The organism is Gordonia sp. NPDC003425, from assembly GCF_053588635.1.
The window spans coordinates 1-23,804 of the sequence record NZ_JBSFQI010000006.1 but is presented as its reverse complement, the minus strand read 5'-3'; the positions used below and the strand labels follow the sequence as shown (position 1 = coordinate 23,804).

At 63.2% G+C, this 23,804-nt stretch carries 15 protein-coding genes and 1 pseudogene; 6 read left to right on the top strand and 10 right to left on the bottom strand.

Annotated elements, in window-relative coordinates; translation table 11 throughout:
- Positions 1 to 7: 7 nt before the first annotated feature.
- From ACWDTD_RS09120 to ACWDTD_RS09100, 5 genes are all read right to left on the bottom strand, one after another.
- Positions 8 to 631, bottom strand: coding sequence for a potassium-transporting ATPase subunit C (locus ACWDTD_RS09120; protein ID WP_449746779.1), 624 nt, complete (start codon positions 629 to 631; stop codon positions 8 to 10).
- A 4-nt stretch (positions 632 to 635) separates the two neighbouring features.
- Positions 636 to 2,774 carry a potassium-transporting ATPase subunit KdpB gene (gene kdpB, locus ACWDTD_RS09115; RefSeq protein WP_449746778.1) on the bottom strand — a complete coding sequence of 713 codons (2,139 nt, stop codon included), beginning with the start codon at positions 2,772 to 2,774 and terminating at the stop codon, positions 636 to 638.
- Positions 2,771 to 4,558 (bottom strand): potassium-transporting ATPase subunit KdpA, encoded by a 1,788-nt coding sequence (gene kdpA, locus ACWDTD_RS09110; protein WP_449746993.1) that lies wholly within the window; start codon positions 4,556 to 4,558, stop codon positions 2,771 to 2,773. The genes kdpB and kdpA overlap by 4 nt, the downstream gene beginning before the upstream one ends.
- Positions 4,559 to 4,614: 56 nt before the next feature.
- Entirely contained in the window at positions 4,615 to 4,713 is a 99-nt protein-coding gene (gene kdpF, locus ACWDTD_RS09105; protein ID WP_449746777.1) for a K(+)-transporting ATPase subunit F, read from the bottom strand.
- A 330-nt stretch (positions 4,714 to 5,043) separates the two neighbouring features.
- Positions 5,044 to 6,312 (bottom strand): DUF222 domain-containing protein, encoded by a 1,269-nt coding sequence (locus ACWDTD_RS09100; RefSeq protein WP_449746776.1) that lies wholly within the window; start codon positions 6,310 to 6,312, stop codon positions 5,044 to 5,046.
- A gap of 235 nt (positions 6,313 to 6,547) precedes the next feature.
- Here ACWDTD_RS09100 and ACWDTD_RS09095 point away from each other — a divergent pair, with 235 nt between their 5' ends.
- Positions 6,548 to 7,072, top strand: a complete 525-nt coding sequence (locus ACWDTD_RS09095; protein ID WP_449746775.1) for a DUF6611 family protein — start codon at positions 6,548 to 6,550, stop codon at positions 7,070 to 7,072.
- Here ACWDTD_RS09095 and ACWDTD_RS09090 read toward each other — a convergent pair.
- Positions 7,069 to 7,479, bottom strand: coding sequence for a PPOX class F420-dependent oxidoreductase (locus ACWDTD_RS09090; protein ID WP_449746774.1), 411 nt, complete (start codon positions 7,477 to 7,479; stop codon positions 7,069 to 7,071). The two genes, ACWDTD_RS09095 and ACWDTD_RS09090, sit on opposite strands and share 4 nt — an antisense overlap.
- A gap of 94 nt (positions 7,480 to 7,573) precedes the next feature.
- On the opposite strand from ACWDTD_RS09090, the gene ACWDTD_RS09085 reads away from it, so the two are divergent.
- Positions 7,574 to 8,188, top strand: coding sequence for a DNA-3-methyladenine glycosylase I (locus tag ACWDTD_RS09085; RefSeq protein ID WP_449746773.1), 615 nt, complete (start codon positions 7,574 to 7,576; stop codon positions 8,186 to 8,188).
- A 292-nt stretch (positions 8,189 to 8,480) separates the two neighbouring features.
- Here the strand turns inward: ACWDTD_RS09085 and ACWDTD_RS09080 are convergent, their stop codons facing one another.
- Positions 8,481 to 9,479, bottom strand: a complete 999-nt coding sequence (locus tag ACWDTD_RS09080) for a zinc-binding alcohol dehydrogenase family protein (RefSeq protein ID WP_449746772.1) — start codon at positions 9,477 to 9,479, stop codon at positions 8,481 to 8,483.
- Positions 9,480 to 9,511: 32 nt separating this feature from the next.
- On the opposite strand from ACWDTD_RS09080, the gene ACWDTD_RS09075 reads away from it, so the two are divergent.
- Positions 9,512 to 11,149: a dihydroxyacetone kinase family protein gene (locus tag ACWDTD_RS09075; protein WP_449746771.1), complete on the top strand. Its 1,638-nt coding sequence runs from the start codon at positions 9,512 to 9,514 to the stop codon at positions 11,147 to 11,149.
- Between the two features lie 165 nt (positions 11,150 to 11,314).
- A complete protein-coding gene (gene sigK, locus ACWDTD_RS09070; protein ID WP_449746770.1) occupies positions 11,315 to 11,878 on the top strand; it encodes an ECF RNA polymerase sigma factor SigK in 564 nt (187 codons plus the stop codon).
- A gap of 87 nt (positions 11,879 to 11,965) precedes the next feature.
- Here sigK and clpB read toward each other — a convergent pair whose 3' ends face one another.
- The 3 genes and pseudogenes from clpB to ACWDTD_RS09055 all read right to left on the bottom strand — a co-directional run bounded on the left by clpB (position 11,966) and on the right by ACWDTD_RS09055 (position 20,442).
- Positions 11,966 to 14,518 carry an ATP-dependent chaperone ClpB gene (clpB, locus tag ACWDTD_RS09065; RefSeq protein ID WP_449746769.1) on the bottom strand — a complete coding sequence of 851 codons (2,553 nt, stop codon included), beginning with the start codon at positions 14,516 to 14,518 and terminating at the stop codon, positions 11,966 to 11,968.
- A gap of 236 nt (positions 14,519 to 14,754) precedes the next feature.
- Positions 14,755 to 16,259 (bottom strand): annotated as a pseudogene (locus ACWDTD_RS09060) (IS1634 family transposase).
- A gap of 970 nt (positions 16,260 to 17,229) precedes the next feature.
- Positions 17,230 to 20,442 (bottom strand): type ISP restriction/modification enzyme, encoded by a 3,213-nt coding sequence (locus ACWDTD_RS09055; RefSeq protein ID WP_449746768.1) that lies wholly within the window; start codon positions 20,440 to 20,442, stop codon positions 17,230 to 17,232.
- Between the two features lie 872 nt (positions 20,443 to 21,314).
- Between ACWDTD_RS09055 and ACWDTD_RS09050 the strand changes: the two genes are divergently transcribed.
- Entirely contained in the window at positions 21,315 to 22,067 is a 753-nt protein-coding gene (locus tag ACWDTD_RS09050) for a Smr/MutS family protein (protein ID WP_449746767.1), read from the top strand.
- Positions 22,068 to 22,472: 405 nt separating this feature from the next.
- Positions 22,473 to 23,228, top strand: coding sequence for a YfbU family protein (locus ACWDTD_RS09045; protein WP_449746766.1), 756 nt, complete (start codon positions 22,473 to 22,475; stop codon positions 23,226 to 23,228).
- The last annotated feature ends 576 nt before the right edge of the window (positions 23,229 to 23,804 follow it).

The following is a 23,804-nucleotide window of genomic DNA, read 5'->3' as shown; positions in this document are numbered from 1 at the left end:
GCCGAGTCTATCGACACACGGTGTGGCCCAGAGCCAGGTTGACGGCGAGCACGTCCACCCGAGGCTGACCGAGGAATCCCCATTGCCGGCCTTCGGTGTGCTCGTCGATCACGGCCCGGATCTGCGCTTCGGTGCGTCCACTGTTGCGTGCGATCCGGGGGATCTGGATGGCCGCGTACGCGGGGCTGATCTGCGGGTCCAGGCCCGACCCGGACCCGGTGACGGCGTCCACGGGCACCGCGGCGGGAGCCACGTTCTCGCGGGCCGCGATGATGGCCCGACGTGCCTCGACGTTGTGCGCCAGCAATTCGCTGTTGGGGCCCTGGTTGCTGGCGGCCGAGGCGGACGGGTCGCCGGGCGCCATCGGATCGTCGGCCGACCCCAGCACGCGTGCATGCAGGAACGAGTCGGGCTCACCTGCGGCAGTGTGCGGGTCCAGGCCGATCAACGTGGAACCCGCGCTGCAGCCGCGCGCGTCGGTGACCTGCGACCCTTCTGCGGAGTGGCTGTCGAATCGGGACGCCGCCCACACCACGGCGGGGTAGGCGACACCGAGCACGACGGTGAGTGCGACGAGGACCGCGAAGGCCGCGGCGCACTGCCGCGCGAATCCGGAGACGATCGTGTTCATGTGATTACCCCATTCCCGGGATGAAGCGGACGACGAGGTCGATGAGCCAGATACCGATGAACGGGGTCACCACACCGCCGACGCCGTAGACGAGCAGATTGCGGCCCAGCAGGCGTGACGCCGAACTCGGCCGGTATCGCACCCCGCGCAGCGACAACGGGATCAACGCGATGATGATGAGGGCGTTGAACACCACCGCCGAGACGATCGCCGACTGCGCGGAATGCAGGCGCATGATGTTCAGGGCGTCGAGTTGCGGGTAGATGGACACGAACATCGCGGGCAGGATCGCAAAGTACTTCGCGAGGTCGTTGGCCAGCGAAAAGGTGGTCAGCGCACCGCGGGTGATCAGCAGTTGCTTGCCGATGGCCACGACGTCGATCAGTTTCGTCGGATCCGAGTCGAGGTCCACCATGTTGCCGGCCTCCTTGGCCGCCGAGGTCCCCGAGTTCATCGCCACCCCGACGTCGGCCTGCGCGAGGGCCGGAGCGTCGTTGGTGCCGTCGCCGGTCATGGCCACCAGCCGCCCGCCGGACTGCTCGGCCCGGATCAGGGTCAGTTTGTCCTCGGGCGTCGCCTCGGCGACGAAGTCGTCCACACCGGCCTCGTCGGCAATGGCCCGTGCCGTCAGCGGGTTGTCCCCGGTCACCATGACGGTACGGATACCCATCTGCCGCAGCTGCGCGAACCGGTCGGCCATCCCCGGTTTCACCACGTCGGAGAGCTGGATCACCCCGAGGATTCGTGGCGCTACGCCCTCGCTCTCGTCGTACACGGCGACGACCAGAGGAGTGGCACCTGCCGTCGAGATGTCGGCCACCCGATCGGTCACCTGCGACGGGATGGTTCCGTCGAGTCCGTTCACCCATCGGGCCACCGCATCGGCCGCGCCCTTCCGGTAACGGACCACTCCCCCGCCGGACGGATACAGGTCCACTCCACTCATCCGTGTCTCGGCGGTGAACGGCACCACCTCGTGATCGGGTTGCGGCCCATTTCCGCGTGCGGCCGCGACGGGCGTCACGTCGTGGTCGCCGAGGCACAGGTCGACGATGCTGCGACCTTCGGGAGTGTCGTCGGCCAGACTGCAGCGGTAGGCAACCTCGGCGAGCTCCGCGGTCGATGTGCCGGGGGCCGGATAGATCTCGGTGGCGCGCCGGTTGCCGAAGGTGATGGTGCCCGTCTTGTCCAGCAGTAGTGTGTCGATGTCGCCGGCGGCCTCCACCGCCCGCCCCGACATGGCCAGCACGTTGCGCTGCACCAGCCGATCCATTCCCGCGATGCCGATCGAACTGAGCAGCGCGCCGATGGTGGTGGGGATCAGGCAGACCAGCAGTGCGATCAGCTTGATCGGGTCCGGTGACTGGCCTGCGTACTGCTGCATCGGTCCCACCGCCACCACGGCGAGCAGAAAGATCACGGTGAGGCTTGCCAGCAGGATGTCGAGGGCGATCTCGTTGGGAGTCTTCTTGCGAGCCGCACCTTCGACGAGGGAGATCATGCGGTCGACGAAGGTTTCCCCGGGTGCCGCCGTGATCTTGACGACGATCCGGTCGGAGAGCACGACGGTTCCGCCGGTCACCGCGCAGCGGTCGCCCCCGGATTCGCGTACCACCGGGGCGGATTCACCGGTGATGGCCGACTCGTCCACGGTGGCGATGCCGTCGACGACGTCGCCGTCGCCCGCGATCACTTCGCCTGCCTCCACCACGATGAGGTCGCCGACCTTCAGTTCGGCACCGGGCACCTGTTCGACCGAACCCCCGTCCGTTTGGCGACGGGCCATGGTGTCGCGCTTCACTTTTCGCAGGCTGTCGGCCTGTGCGCGGCCACGGCCCTCGGCGACGGCCTCGGCGAGGTTGGCGAACAGCACGGTGAACCACAGCCAGGCCGCGATGAGCCACGCGAACCATGACGGCTGCCAGATCGCCAGCACGGTGGTGACGACCGAACCCAGGTACACGACGAACATGACCGGGTTGCGTGCCTGCGCACGCGGTGTCAGCTTCCGTACTGCCTGCGGCACCGCGGTGAGCAGTTGCCGCGGGTCGAAGGAGCCACGCGAGACCAGGTCGTGCGCCTCGTCGTGTTCCGGCTGCGAAACCGACTGTGTGGGTTGGTGATCGATGGTGTTGACACTCACAGAAGAGCCTCCGCGATGGGTCCCAGCGCCATGGCCGGGAAGAAGGTGAGTCCGGCGACGAGCAGGATCGTCCCGAGAAGAAGCGTGCCGAACAGGACGCCGTGGGTGGGCAGTGTGGATGCGTCGGCCTCGGACACGGCGACCGTCGTGGTGCCCGCGCCGGTCGAGCGCTCCCCGCCGGTCGAGCGCTCCCCGCTGGTCGAGCTTGTCGAGACCCCAGCCGCAACGAGTTCCGGCTCGTTGCCTGCGACCGCCACACGGCCCGCGCCACGTGGTCGTTGCCGCGCGAGCAGTCCGGCGAGTGCCAGCACGAACACGATCGGGAGCAAACGCCCGAGCAGCATCGCCACTCCCAGCGACAGCTGGAACCAGTCGGAGGTGACGGTGAGTCCGCCGAAGGCGCTGCCGTTGTTGTTGGCGGCCGAGGTGTACGCGTAGAGCACCTCGGAAAAGCCGTGGATCGATCCCGGGGTCCCCGGCGCGCCACCGTTGCCCTGGGCGTCGAGAGTGGAACCGAGGGCAACGCTGATGCCGGCACCGATGAGAACCAGGGCAGGCATCACCAGCACGTACAGCGCAGCCATGGTGATCTCCTGCTGCCCGATCTTCTTGCCGAGGAACTCCGGTGAGCGTCCCACCAGCAGTCCGCCGACGAACACGGTCACGACGGCGAGCATGAGGATGCCGTAGAGTCCGGAACCCACACCACCGGGCGCGATCTCACCGAGCAGGATGTTCCAGATCAGTGCTCCACCGCCGCCGGCGGAGAAACTGTCATGGGCGGAATCAACCGCACCCGTGGATGTTCCGGTGGTCGACACCGCGAACAGCACCGAGGCCGGAATGCCGAATCGCTGCTCTTTGCCCTCCATCATGGCGCCCGCTGCCTGCGCTGCGATCCCGTTGGTGTGCGCCTCAAACCACCAGGTGATGGCGAGAACCGAGCCCCAGATCGCGGCCATGACACCGAGCAGTGTCACACCTTGCCGACGATCTCCCACGAGGGTGCCGTAGGTACGGGTGAGGCACACCGGAATCAGCAGCAGCGCAGTGATCTCCACGATGTTGCTCAGCGGCGTCGGATTGGAGAAGGGATGAGCGGAGTTCGCCGACAAGGTGCCGCCACCATTGGTGCCGAGCTCCTTGATCGCCTCCTGGGACGCGAAGGGTCCCACCACGCTGCGGGCTTGATCGCCGTTCAAGGTCGAGAAGCCGAACCCGCTGTGCCACGACTGCACAACGCCCTGCGTGAGCAGAATGAGCGCTGCCAACAGGCTCAGCGGCAACAGGATTCGCACACAGCCGCGTGTCAGATCGACCCAGAAGTTCCCTATCTGGCCGTTGCCTCGCCGATTAACGATTCCACGGATGAGGGCCACGGCCACTGCCATGCCAACCGCCGCCGAGACAAAGTTCTGCACCGCCAACCCCATCATCTGAGTGAGGTTGCTCATCACCATCTCGGGCGAATACGACTGCCAATTGGTGTTGGTGACGAACGACACCGCGGTGTTGAACGCGGTGGCCGGGTTGACGCCCGGCCTGCCGTCCGACCACGGCAGGACTCCCTGAATCCGTTGCAGCAGGTACAGCGCCATGACCGACACGAACGAAAAGGCAAGTACCGCCAGTGCATAGCCGAGCCACGTCTGTTCTCGACGCGGATCGATCCGCGCGAACCGGTACAGCACCCGTTCTGCGGCGAGATCACGGTCGCTGCGGTACACCCTGGCCATGTAGTCCCCCAACGGGACGTAGGCCACCGCCAGAACCACCACCACCATCGCCACTTGCGCGGTGGCCGCCAATGATGAAGTCACTCAGGACATCCTCTCCAACATCAGAACTTCTCCGGACGGATCAGCGCAACCATGAGGTACACCGCGACCCCGGCCGCGAGCACAAGCAGGATCACGTTCACCACTGCGTCAGCACTCATCGACCGCACCTCGCGTCCACGCCCCGGACCACCAGGACGCACACCGCGAAGCCGATGATCACGGCGAGCACGTACAGGACGTCGCCCACTTCTCAACTCCTCGTCGTCAAGGCCGATCAGCAGGGATCGCGATCGGCGCACCACATCATGCGACCCACCGGAGAGCCGCGAAAAGACCTCTTAACGAGATCCATACGTGGCCACTCGGATTGTTGACGGCGCCTTGGCGGTGGACCGCACGGGCGGCGCTCACACTATGGAGTTGTCAAACAACGTGTGCGGTCCCGAGCGGTCGGGTGCACGAAGGTGCTCCGCGAAAGCCGTGTGGGGTCAGGCGGCGGCGGGTAGGTCGGCGATGTGCATGCGGCGTCGGCGGTAGGCGGGAATGAGGTCGCGGCGGGGATCCACGGCGGCCGGCGGGCGCAACCAGGGGTGGTGGTCGAATCCCATGACGACCTCCCAGCCGCCGTGGTGGATGTCGTCGTGGCACGACGGGCACAAAAGGCATCCGTTGTCGACGTCAGTGTCACCGCCGTCGGCCCAATGCACGATGTGGTGGGCCTGCGTCCACGACGCCGGTGCGCCACATTTGATGCAGCCCGTGTCCCGGCACACCAACGCTTTCCGCTGCGACGCGGTGAACAGGCGTTTCTCCCGACCGACCGCCAGCGGTACTTGTTCACCGTCGACGATCATCACGGTGATCGAGGCATCGCAGCCGAGCTTCTTGGCGGTGCTCTCGGTGACTGACCCGAGGAACTGCAACGACGACAGGGCGGGGGTATCGGCGGGCAGCGTCAACGCGATCTGGGTGCGCGGCGCGCCCGCCACCATCACCCCACCCGAACCACCTGTAGCGGCGAGATCCAGGATCGTTTCCAGCGCGTCGGCGCGACGCCGGTCAGGCGAGCGCGGGTCGCGGGACCCGTCGGGCTGCGGGCGAGGCGTGGCGTGGGCGTCGACCGCGGTCCACAATTTCTCGCCGACGACGGTGTCGAGGTCGCCGCGAATCTGCACCCGACCCTCCTGCCTGGTCAAGGTGAGCGTGTTGATCGCCCTGTTCTCGGCCGCAGGTAGCCCGTCGTCGGAGTCGGCGGCGAGCTCATTGCCCAGCGTATGGGCGCGGTCGGCGATCTCTGCGGGGGTGGCACCGGAGAAATGTTGGGCGAGAAGATCATTCACTACGCGCTTACGCGCCTCCGCATCTAGGGTTTGCGGTATGCGTTGGTCGACATGACGAACCCCGCGCACAATGGCGTCGACATGTTCGGCCGAAATCGCGCCGTCGGCGGCATGCCCCATCACGGCACCGGCCGAGTCCTGTACAGCAGCGATGCGCAGCAGTCGCTGGGCCACCACCGGTGCCAATCCCATCACGATCAACAGTTCGCGGGTGCAGCGGCCATGCGCCTTGGCCACGCCGAGCCGGTCGAGGGAGGCCACGTGCATGGCCAGCTGGTGATCGACAAGGTTACGGAGCGCGATCAACACCTCAACGACGTCGTACACCTGGCGTCCGGTCGCATCGTCGGCGACGGTCAGTGCGCGAAGCACCTCGGCCACGACGGTCAGTGAAAGGTGGTCCCCCAACTCGGTCATACCGATCACGGTACTCGCACACGTGTTCGATGACAAGGGGGTTCTTGCAGGTCAGGATTCCTGTGGATAACTCGTCCCACAGGTGAACTGAAGCGAACTGTGGTGAACAGACGTCACACAACGAGTGCCAATCTCCGGCCTCCGACGTCAACAAGGCGTCAAGATTCACCGTCGCGGCGTTCAGAAGCCGTCAGCATTCTTGTTGCCGACGACCGGCGCGCTTAGACCGATATGCATGGATGATGCAGTGCAGCCTCAACCGGCGGTGTCAGGCGAGGCTCGATGGGGTTATGTGCAGGTGGGGTATGCGCGGCATTGGGTGTGCCACCGCATCGCGATCTACCCACCCGGCACCAACTCGCAGCAGCGCAGGTGGCTACGACTGTGGCGATGGCTGCCGGCCGTGGTGCTGATAGCGGTGTGTGCATCGCTGTACGCGGCGAGTGTGTGCGATGTCCATGCCGCCGCCGGGGTGGCCGTCGGGGCCATAGCGGGGGCCGTCGCGGTGTTCGGGGTGGGCCGTCGAACGCATGCCTGCCGCACCCGAATACACGTGCTCGAATCGTGGACCGGACATGGCGCCGACACCACTGCGATTACCCGACGGCGTCTCATCTGTGTTCTCGCCCAACGTCTTCGCGACGCCGACAAAGCGCTCGACGCCGGTCAGATCACACCCGTCGAGCATGAAATGATCTGGTCGCAGTGTTACGCGCAGATCCCAGCGAGCACACCGACGCGTCGACGCGCCAGCCTCTAATACTGATCGGCAGCGGGGCTGATGGCGATGCCCACGGTGCCGGACTTACCGCGCCGCAGCAGGCTGCCCTTGATCGCCACCCAACCGAGGACGCCGTATTTCTTGGCGATCACATCGCGCACATGCGCGGTGCCGTCGGCGTCGAGTATCTCCGCAGTGCCGTCCACTGCCGCGCCGTCGACCTTGGTGCCTCGCGCATCGCACGCCTGCACGATCACGCGCGGGTTGCGGCGGATGCGTTTGACCTTCCACGAGTCGGTGACGGTCCACATCAGCAGTCGGTTGCCGTCGACGGCCGCCCACAGCGGCGATGCCACCGGCGTACCGTCCTTGCGGAAGGTGGTGAGTTGCACATACTTCGCGTCGGTGGCGGCGTCGAACGGCTTCTCGGAGGTCACGGCACTCATCCTACGGAGTGGTCGATCACCGTCGTCGGGTATGCCGCGGTCTCGGGTGTCGGACTCGCGCGATACCGTGCAAGCACAGATCGAGGAGGGTGCAATGTCGGACGTGGTTGTCGGCGACGACGGCGTCAGGCGTTGTCGGTGGGCCGCAGCGGAACCGGAAACCACCTACCACGACACGGAATGGGGATTCCCCCTCACCGGCGACATCGCTCTGTTCGAACGTGTGTGTCTGGAAGGGTTTCAGTCCGGACTCAGTTGGCGGACCATCTTGAACAAGCGCGACAATTTCCGCGCTGCGTTCCACGGCTTCGACATCGAGAAGGTGGCTCGCTTCAGTGAGCGTGACGTCGAACGACTGCTCGGCGACGCCGGGATCATCCGGCATCGCGGGAAGATCGAGGCCACCATCAACAACGCCCGCCGAGCCGTCGACCTCATCGACGCCGAGGGTTCGCTGGAAGACTACTTCTGGCGTTACGCGCCCGCACCCGACCATATGCCGGGAAGTATGACGACATCACCGGAATCGGTTGCACTGTCCAAAGATCTGAAGAAGCGCGGCTGGCGTTTCGTCGGTCCCACGACGATGTTCGCCATGATGCAGGCGGCCGGTTTGGTGAACGATCACGCCCCCGACTGTGCGATCCGCCCACAGGTCGCCGCAGCGATCGACGAGTACCACGCCAGCCGAGCGACCACCACCGGTTGAGCGCCCCCACCCGCTGCTTGAGCGCCCCGCCCGCTGGTTGAGCCTGTCGAAACCACCGCCGGTCGAGCGCCCCCGCTGGTTGAGCTTGTCGAAACCCCCACCCGCTGGTTGAGCGCCCCGCTGGTTGAGCGCCCCCGCTGGTTGAGCTTGTCGAAACCACCGCCGGTCGAGCGCCCCACCCGCCGGTCGAACGCCCCACCGCTGGTTGAGCCTGTCGAAACCCCCGCCGGTTGAGCGCCCCACCCGCTGGTTGAGCTTGTCGAAACCACCGTGACGCCGCTCGGCACCCGGCTCAGCGGGCCAGCACGATCTTGCCGACCGCCTCCCCCGATTCCGACAGCCGATGCGCGGCCCGCAGGTTCTCCACCGTGATGCCGTCGAACACCCGGTTGACGGTGGTGCGTACGCGGCCGGCCTCCACCAGTGCGGCCACCTCAGCGAGAATCCGATGCTGCGAGTCGTCGTGGGGCAAGAACAGCGGCTTGCTGAACATCAATTCCCAATGCCAGCTCTGACTCTTCTGCTTGAACGGCAACGTGTCGAGGCCCTTGGGTTCGTCGATGGCCACCACCTGACCGTGCACCCGCATGATCTCGGCATAGGTGTCCACATTCCCGGCCGAATGCGGCGAGAACACGTACTCGACGCCTTCCGGCACGATTCCCGGTACAGCACCACGCATTTCGCGCGGAGACACCACATAGTGCGCACCCATGTGCCGCGCCCACTCAAGAGACTCCGGCCGCGACGCGGTGGCGATCACGGTGAGTTCGGTCAGCGCCCGCGCCAGCTGGATCACCATCGAGCCCACCCCACCCGCACCGCCGACAACCAGCAGCGTCTCCTCCTCCACCCTGTTCACCCGCAGCTTCTCGAACAACGACTCCCACGCCGTCAGGCTCGTCAATGGCAGCGCAGCCGCCTCGGCGAACGAGAGGTTCTCCGGTTTGCGTCCGACGATGTGTTCATCGACGAGCTGCAAGCGCGCGTTGCTGCCCGAGCGGTTGATGACACCGGCGTAGTACACCTCGTCACCCACCGCGAACCGTTCGACGTCGGCACCCACGGCGACAACCACTCCCGCGGAATCGAAGCCGAGCACCTTGGGCGCCTCCGCCGGATCGAACGACGCGCGCTGTTTCACGTCGACCGGGTTCACCGACACCGCACGCACCTCGACGAGCAGGTCGTGCGGGCCGGGCTCACCGAGGTCGAGGTCGATCTCGACGAAGGAGGTGTCGGCATCCACCGGACCCGGCACTGACGCGGCTATCGCGGAGGTAACGGCCATAGCCCGACGCTACTCGGGGCTACCGTAGAGGGGTGAGCGTCCACGGCTACATCCTCAATTCACCGTCCACCTTCATCTCCGACTCGCTCCGCGGCTTCGTGGCCGCACACCCCGACATCGGCTGGCAAAACGACCCCGGCTTCCTCCACCGACGCGATCGCGGCGACCACCAGCATGTGGCGGTGATCTCCGGCGGCGGGTCCGGACACGAGCCCATGCATTCGAGCATGATCGGGTCGGGCATGCTCGACGCCGCCTGCCCGGGCCTGGTGTTCACCTCGCCCAACGCGCTGCAGATCGTCGGCGCGACGAAGTGGGCTGATCGCGGCGCCGGCGTACTTCACGTGGTGAAGAACTACACCGGCGACGTGATGAACTTCCGCATCGCACGCCATCTGCTCGCCGACGAGATCGAGACCGACTCGGTGGTCGTCGCCGATGACGTTGCGACAGAATCTGATTCGGGTCCCGGTCGTCGTGGCACCGGGGCCACGATCCTGGTCGAGAAGGTGTGCGGCGCGGCCGCGGCCCGCGGCGACGACCTCGCCGCGGTGGCCGAGATCGGGCGCCGCGCCGTCGACAACGCGCGCAGCTATGCCGTGGCCTATCACGCCTGCACCATCCCCGGCGCCGACGCACCCACGTTCGAGCTCGACGACGACGAGATGGCGTTCGGTGTGGGCATCCACGGTGAGGCCGGGGTGGAGCAGGCCACCAAGGTGGGAGCACGCGAACTGGTCAACCGGATGATCGACCCCATCGTCGATTCGCTCTCGCTGGTACGCGACGAGCAGGTGATCTGCCTGGTCAACGGGCTGGGTTCGGCGCATCCGCTCGAACTCGACCTGGTCTTCGGTGAGGCGCTCGCCGACCTCGACCGCCGCGGCATCACCGTGGCCCGCCCGATGGTGGGCACCTTCATCACCGCCCTCGACATGACCGGCGTGTCGATCACGCTCCTGCGCACCGACGACGAGCTCCTCGAACTCTTCGACGCCCCCACCGGCGCTCCCGGCTGGGCAGCGGCACCGGCCCGCAGCCCCGCCAAAATCGTCGACACCTCCTTTGCCCAGCCCGACGACGCCGCCGACAGCGGCGACGAGAACGCCTGGCTCACCACGTTCGTGAAGCGGGTGCAGGAATCGATCGACGACCTCACCGAACTCGATCAGAAGGCCGGCGACGGCGATTTCGGCACCAACATGGAGGCGGCGCTGGGGCACTTCGACCTTCCGCTGCGCGGATCGCACGCCGACGTTCTCAAGGCGATCAGCACGTCGTATCTGGTGCGCGCCGGCGGCACGTCGGGCGCCATCTTCGGCGTGCTGTTCCGCCATCTCGCGCAGGAGTTTGCCGACGAGGACGATTTCACCGCCGCGCTGCGCGACGGATCGGCGTCGGCGCTCCACGAGATCCAAACACTCGGTGGCGCCGAGGTGGGCGACAAAACGCTGGTCGACGCGCTCTCACCGGCGTCCGACACCCTTGGGGAAGGCGGATCGTTGTCCGATGTCGCCGAGAGTGCGGAGTCCGGTGCCGAGGCGACACGAGACACCACCGCCACCAAGGGCCGGGCAAGCTATGTGGGCGAAAATGCCAGAGGCGTAGTCGATCCCGGCGCACTCGTGGTTTCCTGGCTGTATCGTGCCGCCGCCGACACCGCCGACTGATCGGTCACACTTGGCGGACACCTCCGATTCACCGCACCGCCCAACCACCGTTATCGCACCGTGACGTGGATTGCGGTTTCATCGCAATTGCTCCGTGACCCGGGCGCCCGGTCGGCGCCACGCACTAGGTTCGGTGCACGGGGGTCAGCACGTGAGGGAGTGATGATGGTGGATTCCGTTGACGAACTCGCTGCACTCGTAGACCGCATCGGACAAGGCGACGCGGCGGCCTTCGCCCGCTTCTATGACCTCACCAGTCACCGCGTTTACGGCATGGCGCTGCGCATCCTGCGCGATCCCGGGCTCAGCGAGGAGACCACGCAGGAGGTCTACCTCAACGTATGGCGCTCCGCCGATGGTTACCGACCAGAATCGGGGACCGTACTCGGCTGGCTGATGACCCTCACACACCGCAGGTCGGTGGACCGCGTACGCGCCGAATCCGCCTCGCGCCGTAGGACTCTCGCCTACACCAACGCCGAACAGCTGAGCCGCGTAGAGCACGACGTGGTGATCGAATCGGCCGAACGACGAGAGACGGTGCGGGAGGTCAGGTCGGTGCTCGACCGGCTCACCGAGCTGCAACGCGAGGCGATCGAGCTGGCGTACTTCCGCGGCCTCACCTACCGAGAGGTGGCCGACGAACTCGGCATCGCACTGCCGACGGTGAAGTCACGCATCCGGCAGGCGCTCAAGCGCCTCGAGCCGCACGTGGCCCCCGCGGCCTGAGCAGCCGCTCCCAATAGACAGGTGATGCGACGAAAGGCTCTGCCCGGTGAGGGCAGAGCCTTTCGACTGCTCATACGGTCATCGGCGTCAGCCGAGAACCAGCGACTCCCCGTCGGCCGACACGTTGACCGGCACCACGTCGCCGTCGCGGATGTCGCCGGCCAGCAGCGCCTTGGCGAGCTGATCGCCGATGGCCTGCTGCACCAGCCGCCGCAGCGGGCGTGCGCCGTACAGCGGGTCGAAACCACGCTCGGCCAGCCATTCCTTGGCCTTGGGTGTCACCTGTAGCTCCAGGCGACGCTGGGCCAGCCGCTTCTGCAGTTGGTTGAGCTGGATGTCGACGATGGAGACGAGTTCCTCCGGGCTCAGCGCCTCGAAGATCACCACGTCGTCGAGACGGTTGATGAACTCCGGCTTGAACGCCGCGCGCACTGCCGCCATCACCTGGTCGCGATCGCCACCGGAACCGAGGTTGGAGGTGAGGATCAGGATGGTGTTGCGGAAGTCGACGGTGCGTCCCTGCCCGTCGGTCAGGCGTCCCTCGTCGAGCACCTGCAACAGGATGTCGAACACGTCGGGATGGGCCTTCTCGACCTCGTCGAACAGCACCACCGTGTACGGACGACGCCGCACCGCCTCGGTGAGCTGTCCGCCCTGCTCGTAGCCGACGTATCCGGGAGGAGCACCGACAAGCCGTGCCACGGCATGCTTTTCGCCGTACTCACTCATGTCGATGCGCACCATCGCGCGCTCGTCGTCGAACAGGAACTCCGCCAGCGCCTTGGCCAGCTCCGTCTTGCCCACACCGGTGGGACCGAGAAACAGGAACGAACCCAGCGGCCGGTTCGGGTCGGCCACACCGGCACGTGCTCGACGCACCGCGTCGGACACTGCCACCACGGCCTCTTTCTGACCGATGACCCGGTGGCCGAGTTCGTCTTCCATGCGCAGCAGCTTGGCGGTTTCCCCCTCGAGCATCTTGCCCGCGGGGATGCCCGTCCATGCCGACACCACCTGTGCGACATCGTCGGGACCCACCTCCTCCTGCAGCATCACGTCCTGGTCGGGATCGGTGCCGGTCTTCTCGATCGCGGCCTCCAGGTCCTTTTCCAGGCCCGGGATCTTGCCGTACCGCAGTTCGGCGGCCCGACCGAGGTCTCCGTCGCGCTCAGCGCGATCGGCCTCGCCGCGGAGCAGTTCGAGCTCCTCCTTGACGTCGCGCACCGCGTCGATGGCGGTCTTCTCGCTCTGCCAACGGGCGGAGAGCTCGTTGAGCTTCTCTTTCTCGTCGGCGAGTTCTTGGCGCAGCTTGTCCAAGCGGTCCTTCGACGCTGCGTCGGTCTCCTTCTCCAAGGCGAGTTCCTCGACCTCGAGCCGACGGACCACTCGCTCGACGGCGTCGATCTCCTCGGGGCGCGAGTCGATCTCCATCCGCAGCCGCGATGCGGCCTCGTCGACGAGGTCGATGGCCTTGTCGGGCAAGAAGCGCGAGGTGATGTAGCGGTCGGAAAGCGTTGCAGCAGCGACCAATGCGGAGTCCGTGATGCGCACACCGTGGTGCACCTCGTAGCGCTCCTTGAGGCCACGCAGAATGCCGATGGCGTCTTCGACGCTCGGCTCACCGACGTACACCTGCTGGAAACGACGCTCCAGGGCGGCGTCCTTCTCGATGTACTGGCGGTACTCCTCCAGGGTGGTGGCACCCACGAGTCGCAGTTCGCCGCGCGCGAGCATCGGCTTGATCATGTTGCCCGCGTCCATGGCGGAATCGCCGGTGGCGCCGGCACCCACGATGGTGTGCAGCTCGTCGATGAAGGTGATGATCTGTCCAGCAGAGCCCTTGATCTCGTCGAGGACGGCCTTGAGCCGCTCCTCGAACTCGCCGCGGTACTTGGCGCCTGCCACCATCGAGCCGAGGTCCAGGGAGACGACCGTCTTGTTGCGCAACGATTCGGGCACATCACCGTCGACGACGCGCTGGGCGAGGCCTTCGACGATGGCGGTCTTGCCGACACCGGGTTCGCCGATGAGCACCGGGTTGTTCTTGGTCCGACGGCTGAGCACCTGCACCACGCGGCGGATCTCTGCGTCACGGCCGATCACCGGGTCGAGCTTGCCCTCGCGGGCCGCCTTGGTCAGATCGGTGGAGTACTTCTCCAAAGCCTGATAGGTGGATTCGGGGTCCTCGGAGGTGACCCGCGCGCTGCCGCGGACGGCAACAAACGCCTCCCGCAGGGCCTGCGGGGTAGCGCCGGCGTTGTGCAGGAGCTTGGCCACATCGGAATCGCCGGTGGCCAGGCCGACCACCAGATGCTCGGTGGAGACGTACTCGTCGTTCAGTTCGGTGGCAAGTTGCTGGGCAGCGCTGACCGCCGCGATCGATTCGCGGGAAAGCTGCGGCTGGGCGCTGGAGCTCGACACCGTGGGCGCCCGATCGACCATCGCCTGGGCCTGCGCGCGAATGCTCGACGGATCGACTCCGACCGCCTTGAGCAGCGGCGATGCGATGCCGTCGGACTGATCGAGCAGCGCAACCAGGATGTGGGCGGGACGCACGTCGGGGTTGCCAGCAGCGGCCGCCGCCTGCACCGCAGCACTCAGCGCCTGCTGGGTCTTGGTGGTGGGGGTGAAGCTGTCCACTTCGTGTGCACCTTTCTCTACGTGTTCTTAAGTCTGTATGGCTCAATTATGGCCAATCAGAGTGTGCAACGCACGCAGAGTTGAGTGCATTCCGCTCAGGTTTAAAGGGTATTTGTGACTTGAGTCACTCTACGTTTGCTCCGGCAGACGAGTGTTGAGACTCGGGACGCTGATGTTGAGATGTTGAGACGCTCGTCCACGTGTGATCGACAAATGTTGAAACCTGACTTTATCAATTAGTGCGTACCGGCGACTGCGTTGATCGCGGCCTGGAGATCCTCGGGTAGTGGGTCGGCGGCGGTCAAGGTCTGTTGTCCGGCCTGGATGGTGATGGTGCGGTAGCGGCGGGCGGTGGTGACGAACTTCTTGATCGACCACCCGGTACGGGCTTCGATAATGCGCGTCACTGCAAGGGCTGCGAACACGACGCTGAGGTGGGCACGGATCGAATCTTCCTTGCGCGCGAAGATAGGTCGGGCGGCCAGGTCGGACTTTGACATCCGAAAACTCTTCTCGATCCGCCACAGTTGGTGATACGAGCCGATCACGAAATCGGTTGTCGGAGAGTCGATATTAGTGACATAGGCCTTCCACCCACCAGGGTGCGAGCCTTGATTTCTAGCTCCCGGTTGACAGTTCGGTCACCGCCCTCGAGCTTGACGAACCGATTGCGTTTGACCGGGATCTTGCCTTCCACCGCCTTCTCGGCTTTGGCGATCTGCTCGTTGATACCGCCGATGCTGCGGCGAGCCCGATCGGCACTGTAGCGGTAGTACACCACCCGGTGACGGCGGTAGCTGGTCTTGGAGTTCGCCGGCAGCGGCTGCGTCAAGGTCAACCCGTCAGTGGGTGTGGAATTCGGATTGTTCCTGTGCCACTTCTGAATCTGGTACAGGACGCTGGGGATCTTCTCACCCAGAATGAACGACAACCCGGCATCCTCGATGGCTTTCATGTTCGCCGCCGAGATCATCCCGGCATCGGCCACCACCGTCACATCGGTCAGCTTGTGAGCGGTCATGAACGCGGTCAGGGTGGGCATCATCGTCAACGTCTCGGCCTTGTTCCCCTCGAAAGCTTCCATCATCAACGGGAATCCTGTTGCGTCGGTGAGTAACTCGACAGTGACCTGCGGTTCAAGACGGCGCCCTTTGGAGAATCCGGGTTCGCGGAACCCATCCGCCTTGTCAGTCTCGAAGTACAGGGTCGTCACATCATAGAGACACAACGTGGCCGGCCCCAGACCAGCATGGGCGGCGCACGCGGCCGCCAAGTCTTGACGCCACCCGGCCGTGGCATAGATCGGCAGACGCCGATTCAGGGTGGGATAGGACGCGGTCTCGATCCCGGCCTCGGCCAAGACCCGCAACGAGTCCAGTTTGCTGGTCGGTTCGATGATCCGTACGATCACGAGATCCCGAAATACCTGTTCACCGCCGGTCGCCGTCTGAAAGCCGAGTTCGTCATACACCCCGGCCACGCTGTCGCAGAGGTGACTCATCCGCGACGAGGTGATCGGCAGCGGCGCGCCGGTACCGCCCGGCGATACACCCACACCCAGATCAAGGGCCTCCTGATCACCTGCGATCCGTCGCGCAGCTACAGCTTTCAACGCCACGATCGCAGCCTCATCATGCGCCGAGCCAAGATGTTCAATATCGCGGGCACCTCGTCGTGACGAGTGCACGATCTGCACCGCTGTCGCTCCCGAAGCGGTCTTCACCGTCCGTACATACGCCACGAACGTAGCCTACGAGACCCCACTTAGTGCGCAAATCCACCCGCCCAGCCACACAACACCCCAGGTCAGCGCGCTACGCGTCTACTATGTCCGATTCGGTGATAAAAGTCAGGTCGCCTGCGGGTTCCGTAACACCGAAAACTCACGCCGCCGGATACGATTCCACTGCACCCGCGCCCAGCGGGCCAACATTTAGCAATTCCGCTGCTAGCGATGCCCGGCCAACTTCGAAGAGCCTGTACGACGGACTTCGTATGTAACCAAGCGGATCTACGGCGGCCTCGACGAGTCCAGTACGCGTGTGATCGGCCAGCAACCAGCCCAACACGCGCCGCGAGCGCTAATCTCGGCCGCATATAGGTAGCCATCTCTCACCGCACGTCAGCTATGCGATATCGAAGGGCCAGACAGAATCAAGACAGCCTTGATAGAAGTCTCGCCCCTCCCGGTCTGACGGGAACATAGCCGCCCGTGACCACAATCGTGTTGACCCGCAAGCTGCGGAGGGCTGATGCCTTCGAGTCCCTGATCTTGCCATTGTATTCCCGAGACGGACGCACCACGTTTCTGCAGGCAACAGGGAGGAAACTTGTAGGAGCGTCGCGACCTCTCCCAACGAGTCAAGGTCTTGACTTTGAGACCCCGGGCAATGCCGCCGCGCCGAGAGTTTCATCACGTAGCTGACGACCCAACCACGCGTAGTAACTTGAGCGCGAAACCTCCATCAGCGCATCGCGATCAGTGATGTCATGGTCGGCGCACTCCACGGTGAGATCATAACAGCGCACCGGCGTTGTTATGCCGCAAAGTACGCAGAGAGTTTTCCAGGGACGCAATGTCGGAGCCCTTCACGTTGGAGCGCTCAACCTAGGGGCGGGGTAGCTCCGCCGGATGGTGATCACTCTCAGCGCTGATGAGCACGCGGAATTGGTGTGACTACGTGCCAAGGCCGCCGAGAACTGCGGAATTCTTACTCCTCGTTTCCGCCGTCGAGCACGTCGGCCCCGCCTGCCCATGAGGCTGGGAACTCTGACAACTCCTCCATCACGCCTATAGTCTCGCTCAGCACCTTAATAATCCGCTGGTATTGATCGAGGCCCTCGCTACTAAGCCGCCGTCGCTTACGTTGCTCTAACCACTTTTGCGCAGGCGCGTAGGCGCCGATCTCAAACTCCCACACCTCGGGGGCTACACCGCCAAAGTACTGGGTGTCGTTGATCCAAACATCGTTACCCATGAGCTCATAGCGATCGACGGTGTCACTGCCGACTACCGGGTAGCTCGTTATGTAGTCCTCAACTGACGGATCGCTCATAAGATGTAACCCACGAAGCTTCGCGCCCGCGACTCGAAATACTTCGAATTCATCCTCATCGGCTGCCACTGGAATGACGGGGAAATCGTCTTTGAGTAGTGCCTGGAATTTTGATCGGTAGATAGGAGAGTGCATTACGCCATAGATGTAGTCAAGCACGTCCTCGTGACTGGTCTCGGAGTCCACATTCTTGAGCAAGTGTTTCACATTCTCCACGCGCATGTTTGAGCTACGCGGTGCCCCTTCGTGGAACAAGTAGAGCGGCGCGAGTGTCTCACTCCCCTTATTGTCTGACTTGATGAAACCATCCGAGATGATGCTGTCAGTGATGAAGAAGTAGTTGGCGGACTTACCTTCTGGCATCTGACGACGATATACGAGACCGATATTTTGCCCAGCAGTCATGTGCTTCATTACATCCATGCGAGGCCAGTCGACCATAGTTCTCGTGTAGTAAATATATCGCGTGTCGAACGGCCTATATGCCAGAGGTTGAATGTTTGAAGTGATGTCGTCCTTGCGTACCTCTTTCCGCGCATTATTTAGCTTCCAGCCTCGGGTGTCGCCCGGCGGGTACTTGCGCTGCCGACGAGTCGGGAATAGCGCCGCTCTCACTTCATCATCGGTACGATCCGGATCAGCGAATGCTTCAATCCGATCGCGTAACGAGTCGGCGTCGTAGTCCACCACGAGTTTGTCTCGCGCAGTCACTATACTCGAGTTAGACACGATGAATAAGTCCCTCAAACTGACACCTTTGTCGTAGACGTCTTTTCCAGTGGTGTCAACTTGAGTGAACCTGACCGACTCTTTGTCAAGTTTGACTGGTTCCCAATCGATCGCGTCTCGGTTAAGATGCTCAAACTTTTTTACCCTCGTGCCAAACAGATCGGCACTGAAAACCTCGGCGAGACCGTCACTTCCTTCTTTGTGCTTGATCGCGAATAGAATAGAAACGCCCTGCTGGATGTTGAAGACGTTTTCGTCCTTTGAGCCGTCCGGACTAATCTCCTTGCGCTTCACGTTTCCGTGAAGGTCGAGGGCATATATTTTGTCGAAGGTCTTCGCGAGGTGCCAGCGGACGCCACGAGTTGTCTTGTTGTGTAGGTATCCGTGGTTGGTGATCATTGCGACGATCCCCTCGCCATTGCGAGCGATGAGATCCTCGGCGAAGGCGATAAACTTCAGGTAGTCGTCGTGGAGCCAGTGCTTACGTTCCTGAAGCTTGGTGATGCCTCCTGGTTCGAATTTGTACTTTGAGACCAGGCTGTTGGCATAGGTCGTGTCATTACTACTCAGTGCGGAGTACGGCGGATTCCCAACCACTACGAGCACAGGACGGTCGCTCTTAATGATGTTCGCTTGCCGCGACTCCTCGGTGACGGCATCCGCAAGTCCAAAACTGAACAGATCAGGCTGGTGCTTTATCCCCTCCTCGAGGGTATTCGTCAAGTACACATGTAGCCGATCTGTGAGCGTGTCTACGCCAGATTCTTCAAGCGTCATACCGAGTTTTAGATGTGCGATCGTGTAGGGGGCCATCATGAACTCGAAACCGTTCAGTCTCGGCACCAAGTCTTCGTTGACGTATGTCGGCCAACGCCCTTGCTGGCTGCCCTTGAAGCCCTGATAGACGAACTCTATAATCTCGTTGAGGAAGGTCGCGGTTCCAACTGCTGGATCAAGTATTTGGACCCGGTGCATGTCCATCTCTTGGCCGACGACGGTCTTCGTTCGCCTTGTCTTTGGATCTTTGAACTTCCGAACCTGGCCATCGTTGACCTTGTATTTGATTTTCGATGAGTCGGCGAGCCCCCTGCGGACGCCGAACTCCCGTTTCAGTAGTCCGTCGACATGCCGCACGATAAATCGTGCAACAGGCAACGGGGTGTAGTACGCCCCCATCGCCCTGCGAAGCTCAGAGTCGTAGGCATCGAGGTAGTCCTCATAGAAATGGATGATCGGATCTCGATCCAAGCTCCCCTTGGATCCGTGCAAATGCCGATGCACTAGAGACCGAACATCGCTTACTCGAAACACGTCGCAGAGTTCGTCGACCGCTCGTCCCAACCGCTCATCGAAGTCTGGGCCTACGATGTGGTCAAAGAATCGTCGCAGGAACGGGTTGGTCTTCGGAACCAAACTGCGAGCTTCCTCGCGGTTAAACGTCTCAGGGGTTGTATCATTGTAACGCGCCACAAATAGGCCGTAAACGAGTGTCTGGGCATACATATCGGCGAACCGAGAGTGGTCCAGGTCGTGGACGAGCATCTTCCGCATCAAGTCGTAGATCTTGACTAGTTCCGCGTTTTTGCTTGGGCTCTCGCTAAAGAACGAAATGATATCGTCACGGATGCGTCGTGTCTTCGCGCCCATGATCTCAGCCAAGCGCTTACCGCTCGAAATCTTCTGAGGTGGTAGCTCCAGGAATGCCTGAAGCTCATCTATCAGGCGTTGATATTCTTCTGGGGCGGGCACGAGGACACCGTTGACTACCTGCCCGATGCTGATCGTCTTGTACTTCTCGCCATCACGGAAGAAGCGGAACTCGAGGTAGTCAGTTAGATAGAGGTTCTGGTATCCCGCATACCGGTGCATCTGCTCGGATTCCTCGACCTTGTCTAGGTCGATGCCGACGATGTCTTTCGCCTCGGCGTAACCCAAGATTATGTCGCGATTGCTCTTGCGCTGGAAGATGAAGTCCGGCGCTCCATGCGCGCTCCGTGCAGGATCGTTGATCGCCTCGACGTCGTCGAATCCGCGCATCAAACGTTGATGTGCGGGCCGGTAGGCGTGTTCCTTGGCATGGCCACTGACCAACTGCGATCGAACTTCGTCGATATATTCGGACACCGATGCTACGTCCACCAACACATCCTCTCAATGACTTCAGTTCACGACACTAGCGTTGGGGTTCGAAGCACTGTGAGGAATGCCCGTGTTTCTGCGCCGATACGAACGGCTCCGATCACCAAACATGGCCATTGCAGCCGACCGAGTCGGTTCCAGCGCTTCGGGACATCGCCGCTCTGGCGCGAGCATCTCCGGTGCCTCTACGGCTTGGTTCGTCGCAGTGGCCGCTACGAGCCCCTCGGGTAGCTCGCAATCGCAGTTACGCTGGATGACGCGCCAGACTCGTCTGCCGTAGAGCCAAGATCTACGACCTCCGCTGGATGGGCGCCTTCGGCGTCGACGGGTCGCCACAAGACACTCGCCGACTGGACGGGCGGAGACAGTTGGGGAAGACCTGACCAAGCCGTGGATACGCCTGTGGTGCGCATAACCCCATCGGGAACCGCAGGTGATGCGGGGTCGAGATTGGTTTAGATAATCCGGTGCGGCTCTGGATCTCACATGACGCTACCGCGGCCGAGTATCCAGCCGCCCGCGCCCCACGGAGGTCTGCTGGCCGACTCGAGAAACGCTGCATCCAGGCGAAAAGTGGTCCGGTGCGAAACCCAGGAGTCTCAAGTCCGCACATGAGGGCACGAGGCTGCAGCGAAGGGCAGGTCCGCGACAGTGCGCATCACCCGTCGACGCGGAGAAGCTGCGCGCCCCCTCGACACACGGGCTCGAGGAACGCGCAGCTCGCGCCCACTTCGGGGACGTTGGAGTCGTCAGACATCGCAACGCTTCGTGCGCACGAGGCTATTCAGGAAACTCATCGTGCTCTGGGCCGATGCGCAGTCCCGCTCTAGCTGGAAAGACAGACCGTGACGACGGTGACGTAGGGTCAGCAGATGGCCGATCCGATTCCCGACGCACCGCCCGGATTCTGGGAGCGGACCCACGATCTGCTGCGGCATGAACGTGAGCTGTGGGATGCCGGCGTGGATGTGCCCGAGTGGCATTCGGGGTCCCAGAACTCGGAGGCAAGGTTTTATTTTGTCGGCGACCGGGTGCGGGTGATCGATCTGAACGCCCCGGGCGTGGTGGTCGCAGTCATCGGCGACCAAGCCCTGGTGATCGTCGACATGTACGGGCAACACGACCCGGTTCCCGGCGCACCCAGAGAGCCTCGAGCACCTCGATTGACCTTCACCGACGAGGACTCGCCCGTAAGTCAGCTACTCGTGACGATGCTCGGCGCGGTGGCTGAGCTCGAGTGTTTTGCTCATCCTCGCACGCCAACGCGAGGACATCGCCGTCGCCATGGCCGAAGGCCAGTACACGGGCCAAAATATGTAACACCGAACATGGAAACCGCCAATTCTTATTCGAAATTGCAGCAATCTCGCGGTCGCTTACGACTGGATAGAGCACGCTCGGTGGCCAAGCTCGGTGGCCAATTGCTCGTTACACACAGCCTTTCTACCGGACATTCGGGTTCGCAGCCGGACGTGGCACCTGGTAACCCCCTGGGGCGCAGCAGCGATGGTGCGTGGTCAGCAATCAGACCCATGAGATTTGCCCCGTTCGCTGACGCCCAGGCGACAGCGACGGGCCTCACCGAAGATACGAAGCCCCTGAGGCGGTGTCTCAACAGCACGTAACCGGCGACTACCTCATAACCTGCGCCCGAACGAGGTTGTCGGTGGCGCTGGACGCGCTGTCTCCACGATTCGGAAACGCTTGCGCGCTTGCAGGAATCCCGAGCCGGAAAGGCTGGGCGGGACTTCAAGTCAATCCCCGGCGACCTGCTGAGAGCGCACTATTCCGATGAAGGCGTACTCGTCGCAGAAATCGCACACGAGTTCGGCATTTCCAAAGCGCACATCTACACATGCCTTCTCCGCGAAGCGATCCACTCCGGCACCCACCCAAGGCTCCTCCATCCTCAGCGGCGGCGGTCAACACCTGCTCGGAGAGCGCCCCGTTTGGGTGCTAGGGTGATCGTCACGTGTAATGTCGTATGACAGTGCGACGATTTTGTCATACCTAACTACGGAAGGCTTGGCATGGCTGTCCTGAATATCCGCGTAGAGGATCGGATCCGCGATCAGCTGAAGGAACTAGCAGACGCCGCCGGAGTGACGGTCAGCGAATACGTCCGCGATCTGGTCATGGAGGCAATAGTCCCCGTATACGAGCGGAGGGTGGAGCACGGCGACGAACCGGCACCAGAGACTATGCGGATCGCAGACCGCCAAGTGTTATCGATGCTCCATCGAATTCTTGCTCGTGTGCTACCCGAAGGCGCCAACGACGATGATGGAGATAGGGACTACCAGCTAAAGCGGGCACGAGTGATCGAGTCGGGCTTCGCCGGCGAATACTGGCAGGAAGTTGCCGGGTTCAGCACCGAACTGTCGAAACGCGATTGCGGCCGCGTTCTGGACATCCTCGACATGTTTCGCGCGATCACGTTTAGCATCAAGCGGCTCGGCGAGGAGGGAACCGTCGTTAGTGAAGAACTGAGCTACGAGTTGGAGTTCGAGGGCTTCGATCACAACGACGGGCTCGAAGGCCACATGGCCCGCTACGTGGAGCATCTCATGAGCGATGGACGATGGGAGGAGCTACGGGACCAACTGGACCGCAACGACGACGGAAACTCTCACCACCGGGTGCTCGACACATACATGCGAATGCTCGCCGAACACCGTCGCATCATGGACAGCCGCGGCCGAGGGTTTCGCCGCGATGGCTACCTGTTGTCCAGCGACGAACTCCAGCAGATTGCCGCAGCTCGGATTCACCCTTCGAACCGGTGAACGACCAGCCGACACCGCGGTAGGTGACCGGCATTCTGAATCAGGAGCTAGCGTCGATACACTATGCTCGTCGGGAAGGCGCAGGACGGGAAGTTTACTTACCGCCCAGGTGGCGGGGCTCAGACGCGCGATGCTGACGAGCGTACGTCCTGCACCAGACGCGGCTGAGGCGCGGCGGCCCGCATGGGTGCTCTCGGTAGAGCCCGAGTTTGAGCGTCGCCTCCCTGTGTGGCTATTGGCCGTCACGGACAGGCTCGCAGGGAGGCATGCCTCACTCAGAGCGGCGATGCATCAGGGGCGAACCTGATCGCACTATTGACTCGCAATCCGTCGGCCCGCAGCTTCGTCACGAACTCTCGTAACTGTTCACGAGTGGTGCGAGGACCGCGCTTACTGAGCGTGTGAACGACGTTCTTACGGTTCGGCGGAACGAGCCGCAGAGTCGTGGCGCTGTTTGTTTTCACCGTCCAGCCTTGGGCTTCGAGGAATGATCAAGACCTGTGGATCAGGGAGGGCGTGCCTTCCCGTAAATATGATCCTGGTAGTCACTTGATCAAGTCAGCGTTGCAGCGCTGG

Excerpts from the sequence above, each read along its gene's own strand:
- ACWDTD_RS09120 (WP_449746779.1), bottom strand. The coding sequence starts at position 631 with ATGAACACGATCGTCTCCGGATTCGCGCGGCAGTGCGCCGCGGCCTTC.
- kdpA (WP_449746993.1), bottom strand. The coding sequence starts at position 4,558 with ATGGTGGTGGTGGTTCTGGCGGTGGCCTACGTCCCGTTGGGGGACTAC.
- kdpF (WP_449746777.1), bottom strand. The coding sequence starts at position 4,713 with ATGAGTGCTGACGCAGTGGTGAACGTGATCCTGCTTGTGCTCGCGGCC.
- ACWDTD_RS09100 (WP_449746776.1), bottom strand. The coding sequence starts at position 6,312 with ATGACCGAGTTGGGGGACCACCTTTCACTGACCGTCGTGGCCGAGGTG.
- ACWDTD_RS09095 (WP_449746775.1), top strand. The coding sequence starts at position 6,548 with ATGGATGATGCAGTGCAGCCTCAACCGGCGGTGTCAGGCGAGGCTCGA.
- ACWDTD_RS09090 (WP_449746774.1), bottom strand. The coding sequence starts at position 7,479 with ATGAGTGCCGTGACCTCCGAGAAGCCGTTCGACGCCGCCACCGACGCG.
- ACWDTD_RS09085 (WP_449746773.1), top strand. The coding sequence starts at position 7,574 with ATGTCGGACGTGGTTGTCGGCGACGACGGCGTCAGGCGTTGTCGGTGG.
- ACWDTD_RS09080 (WP_449746772.1), bottom strand. The coding sequence starts at position 9,479 with ATGGCCGTTACCTCCGCGATAGCCGCGTCAGTGCCGGGTCCGGTGGAT.
- sigK (WP_449746770.1), top strand. The coding sequence starts at position 11,315 with ATGGTGGATTCCGTTGACGAACTCGCTGCACTCGTAGACCGCATCGGA.
- ACWDTD_RS09050 (WP_449746767.1), top strand. The coding sequence starts at position 21,315 with ATGGCCGATCCGATTCCCGACGCACCGCCCGGATTCTGGGAGCGGACC.
- ACWDTD_RS09045 (WP_449746766.1), top strand. The coding sequence starts at position 22,473 with ATGGCTGTCCTGAATATCCGCGTAGAGGATCGGATCCGCGATCAGCTG.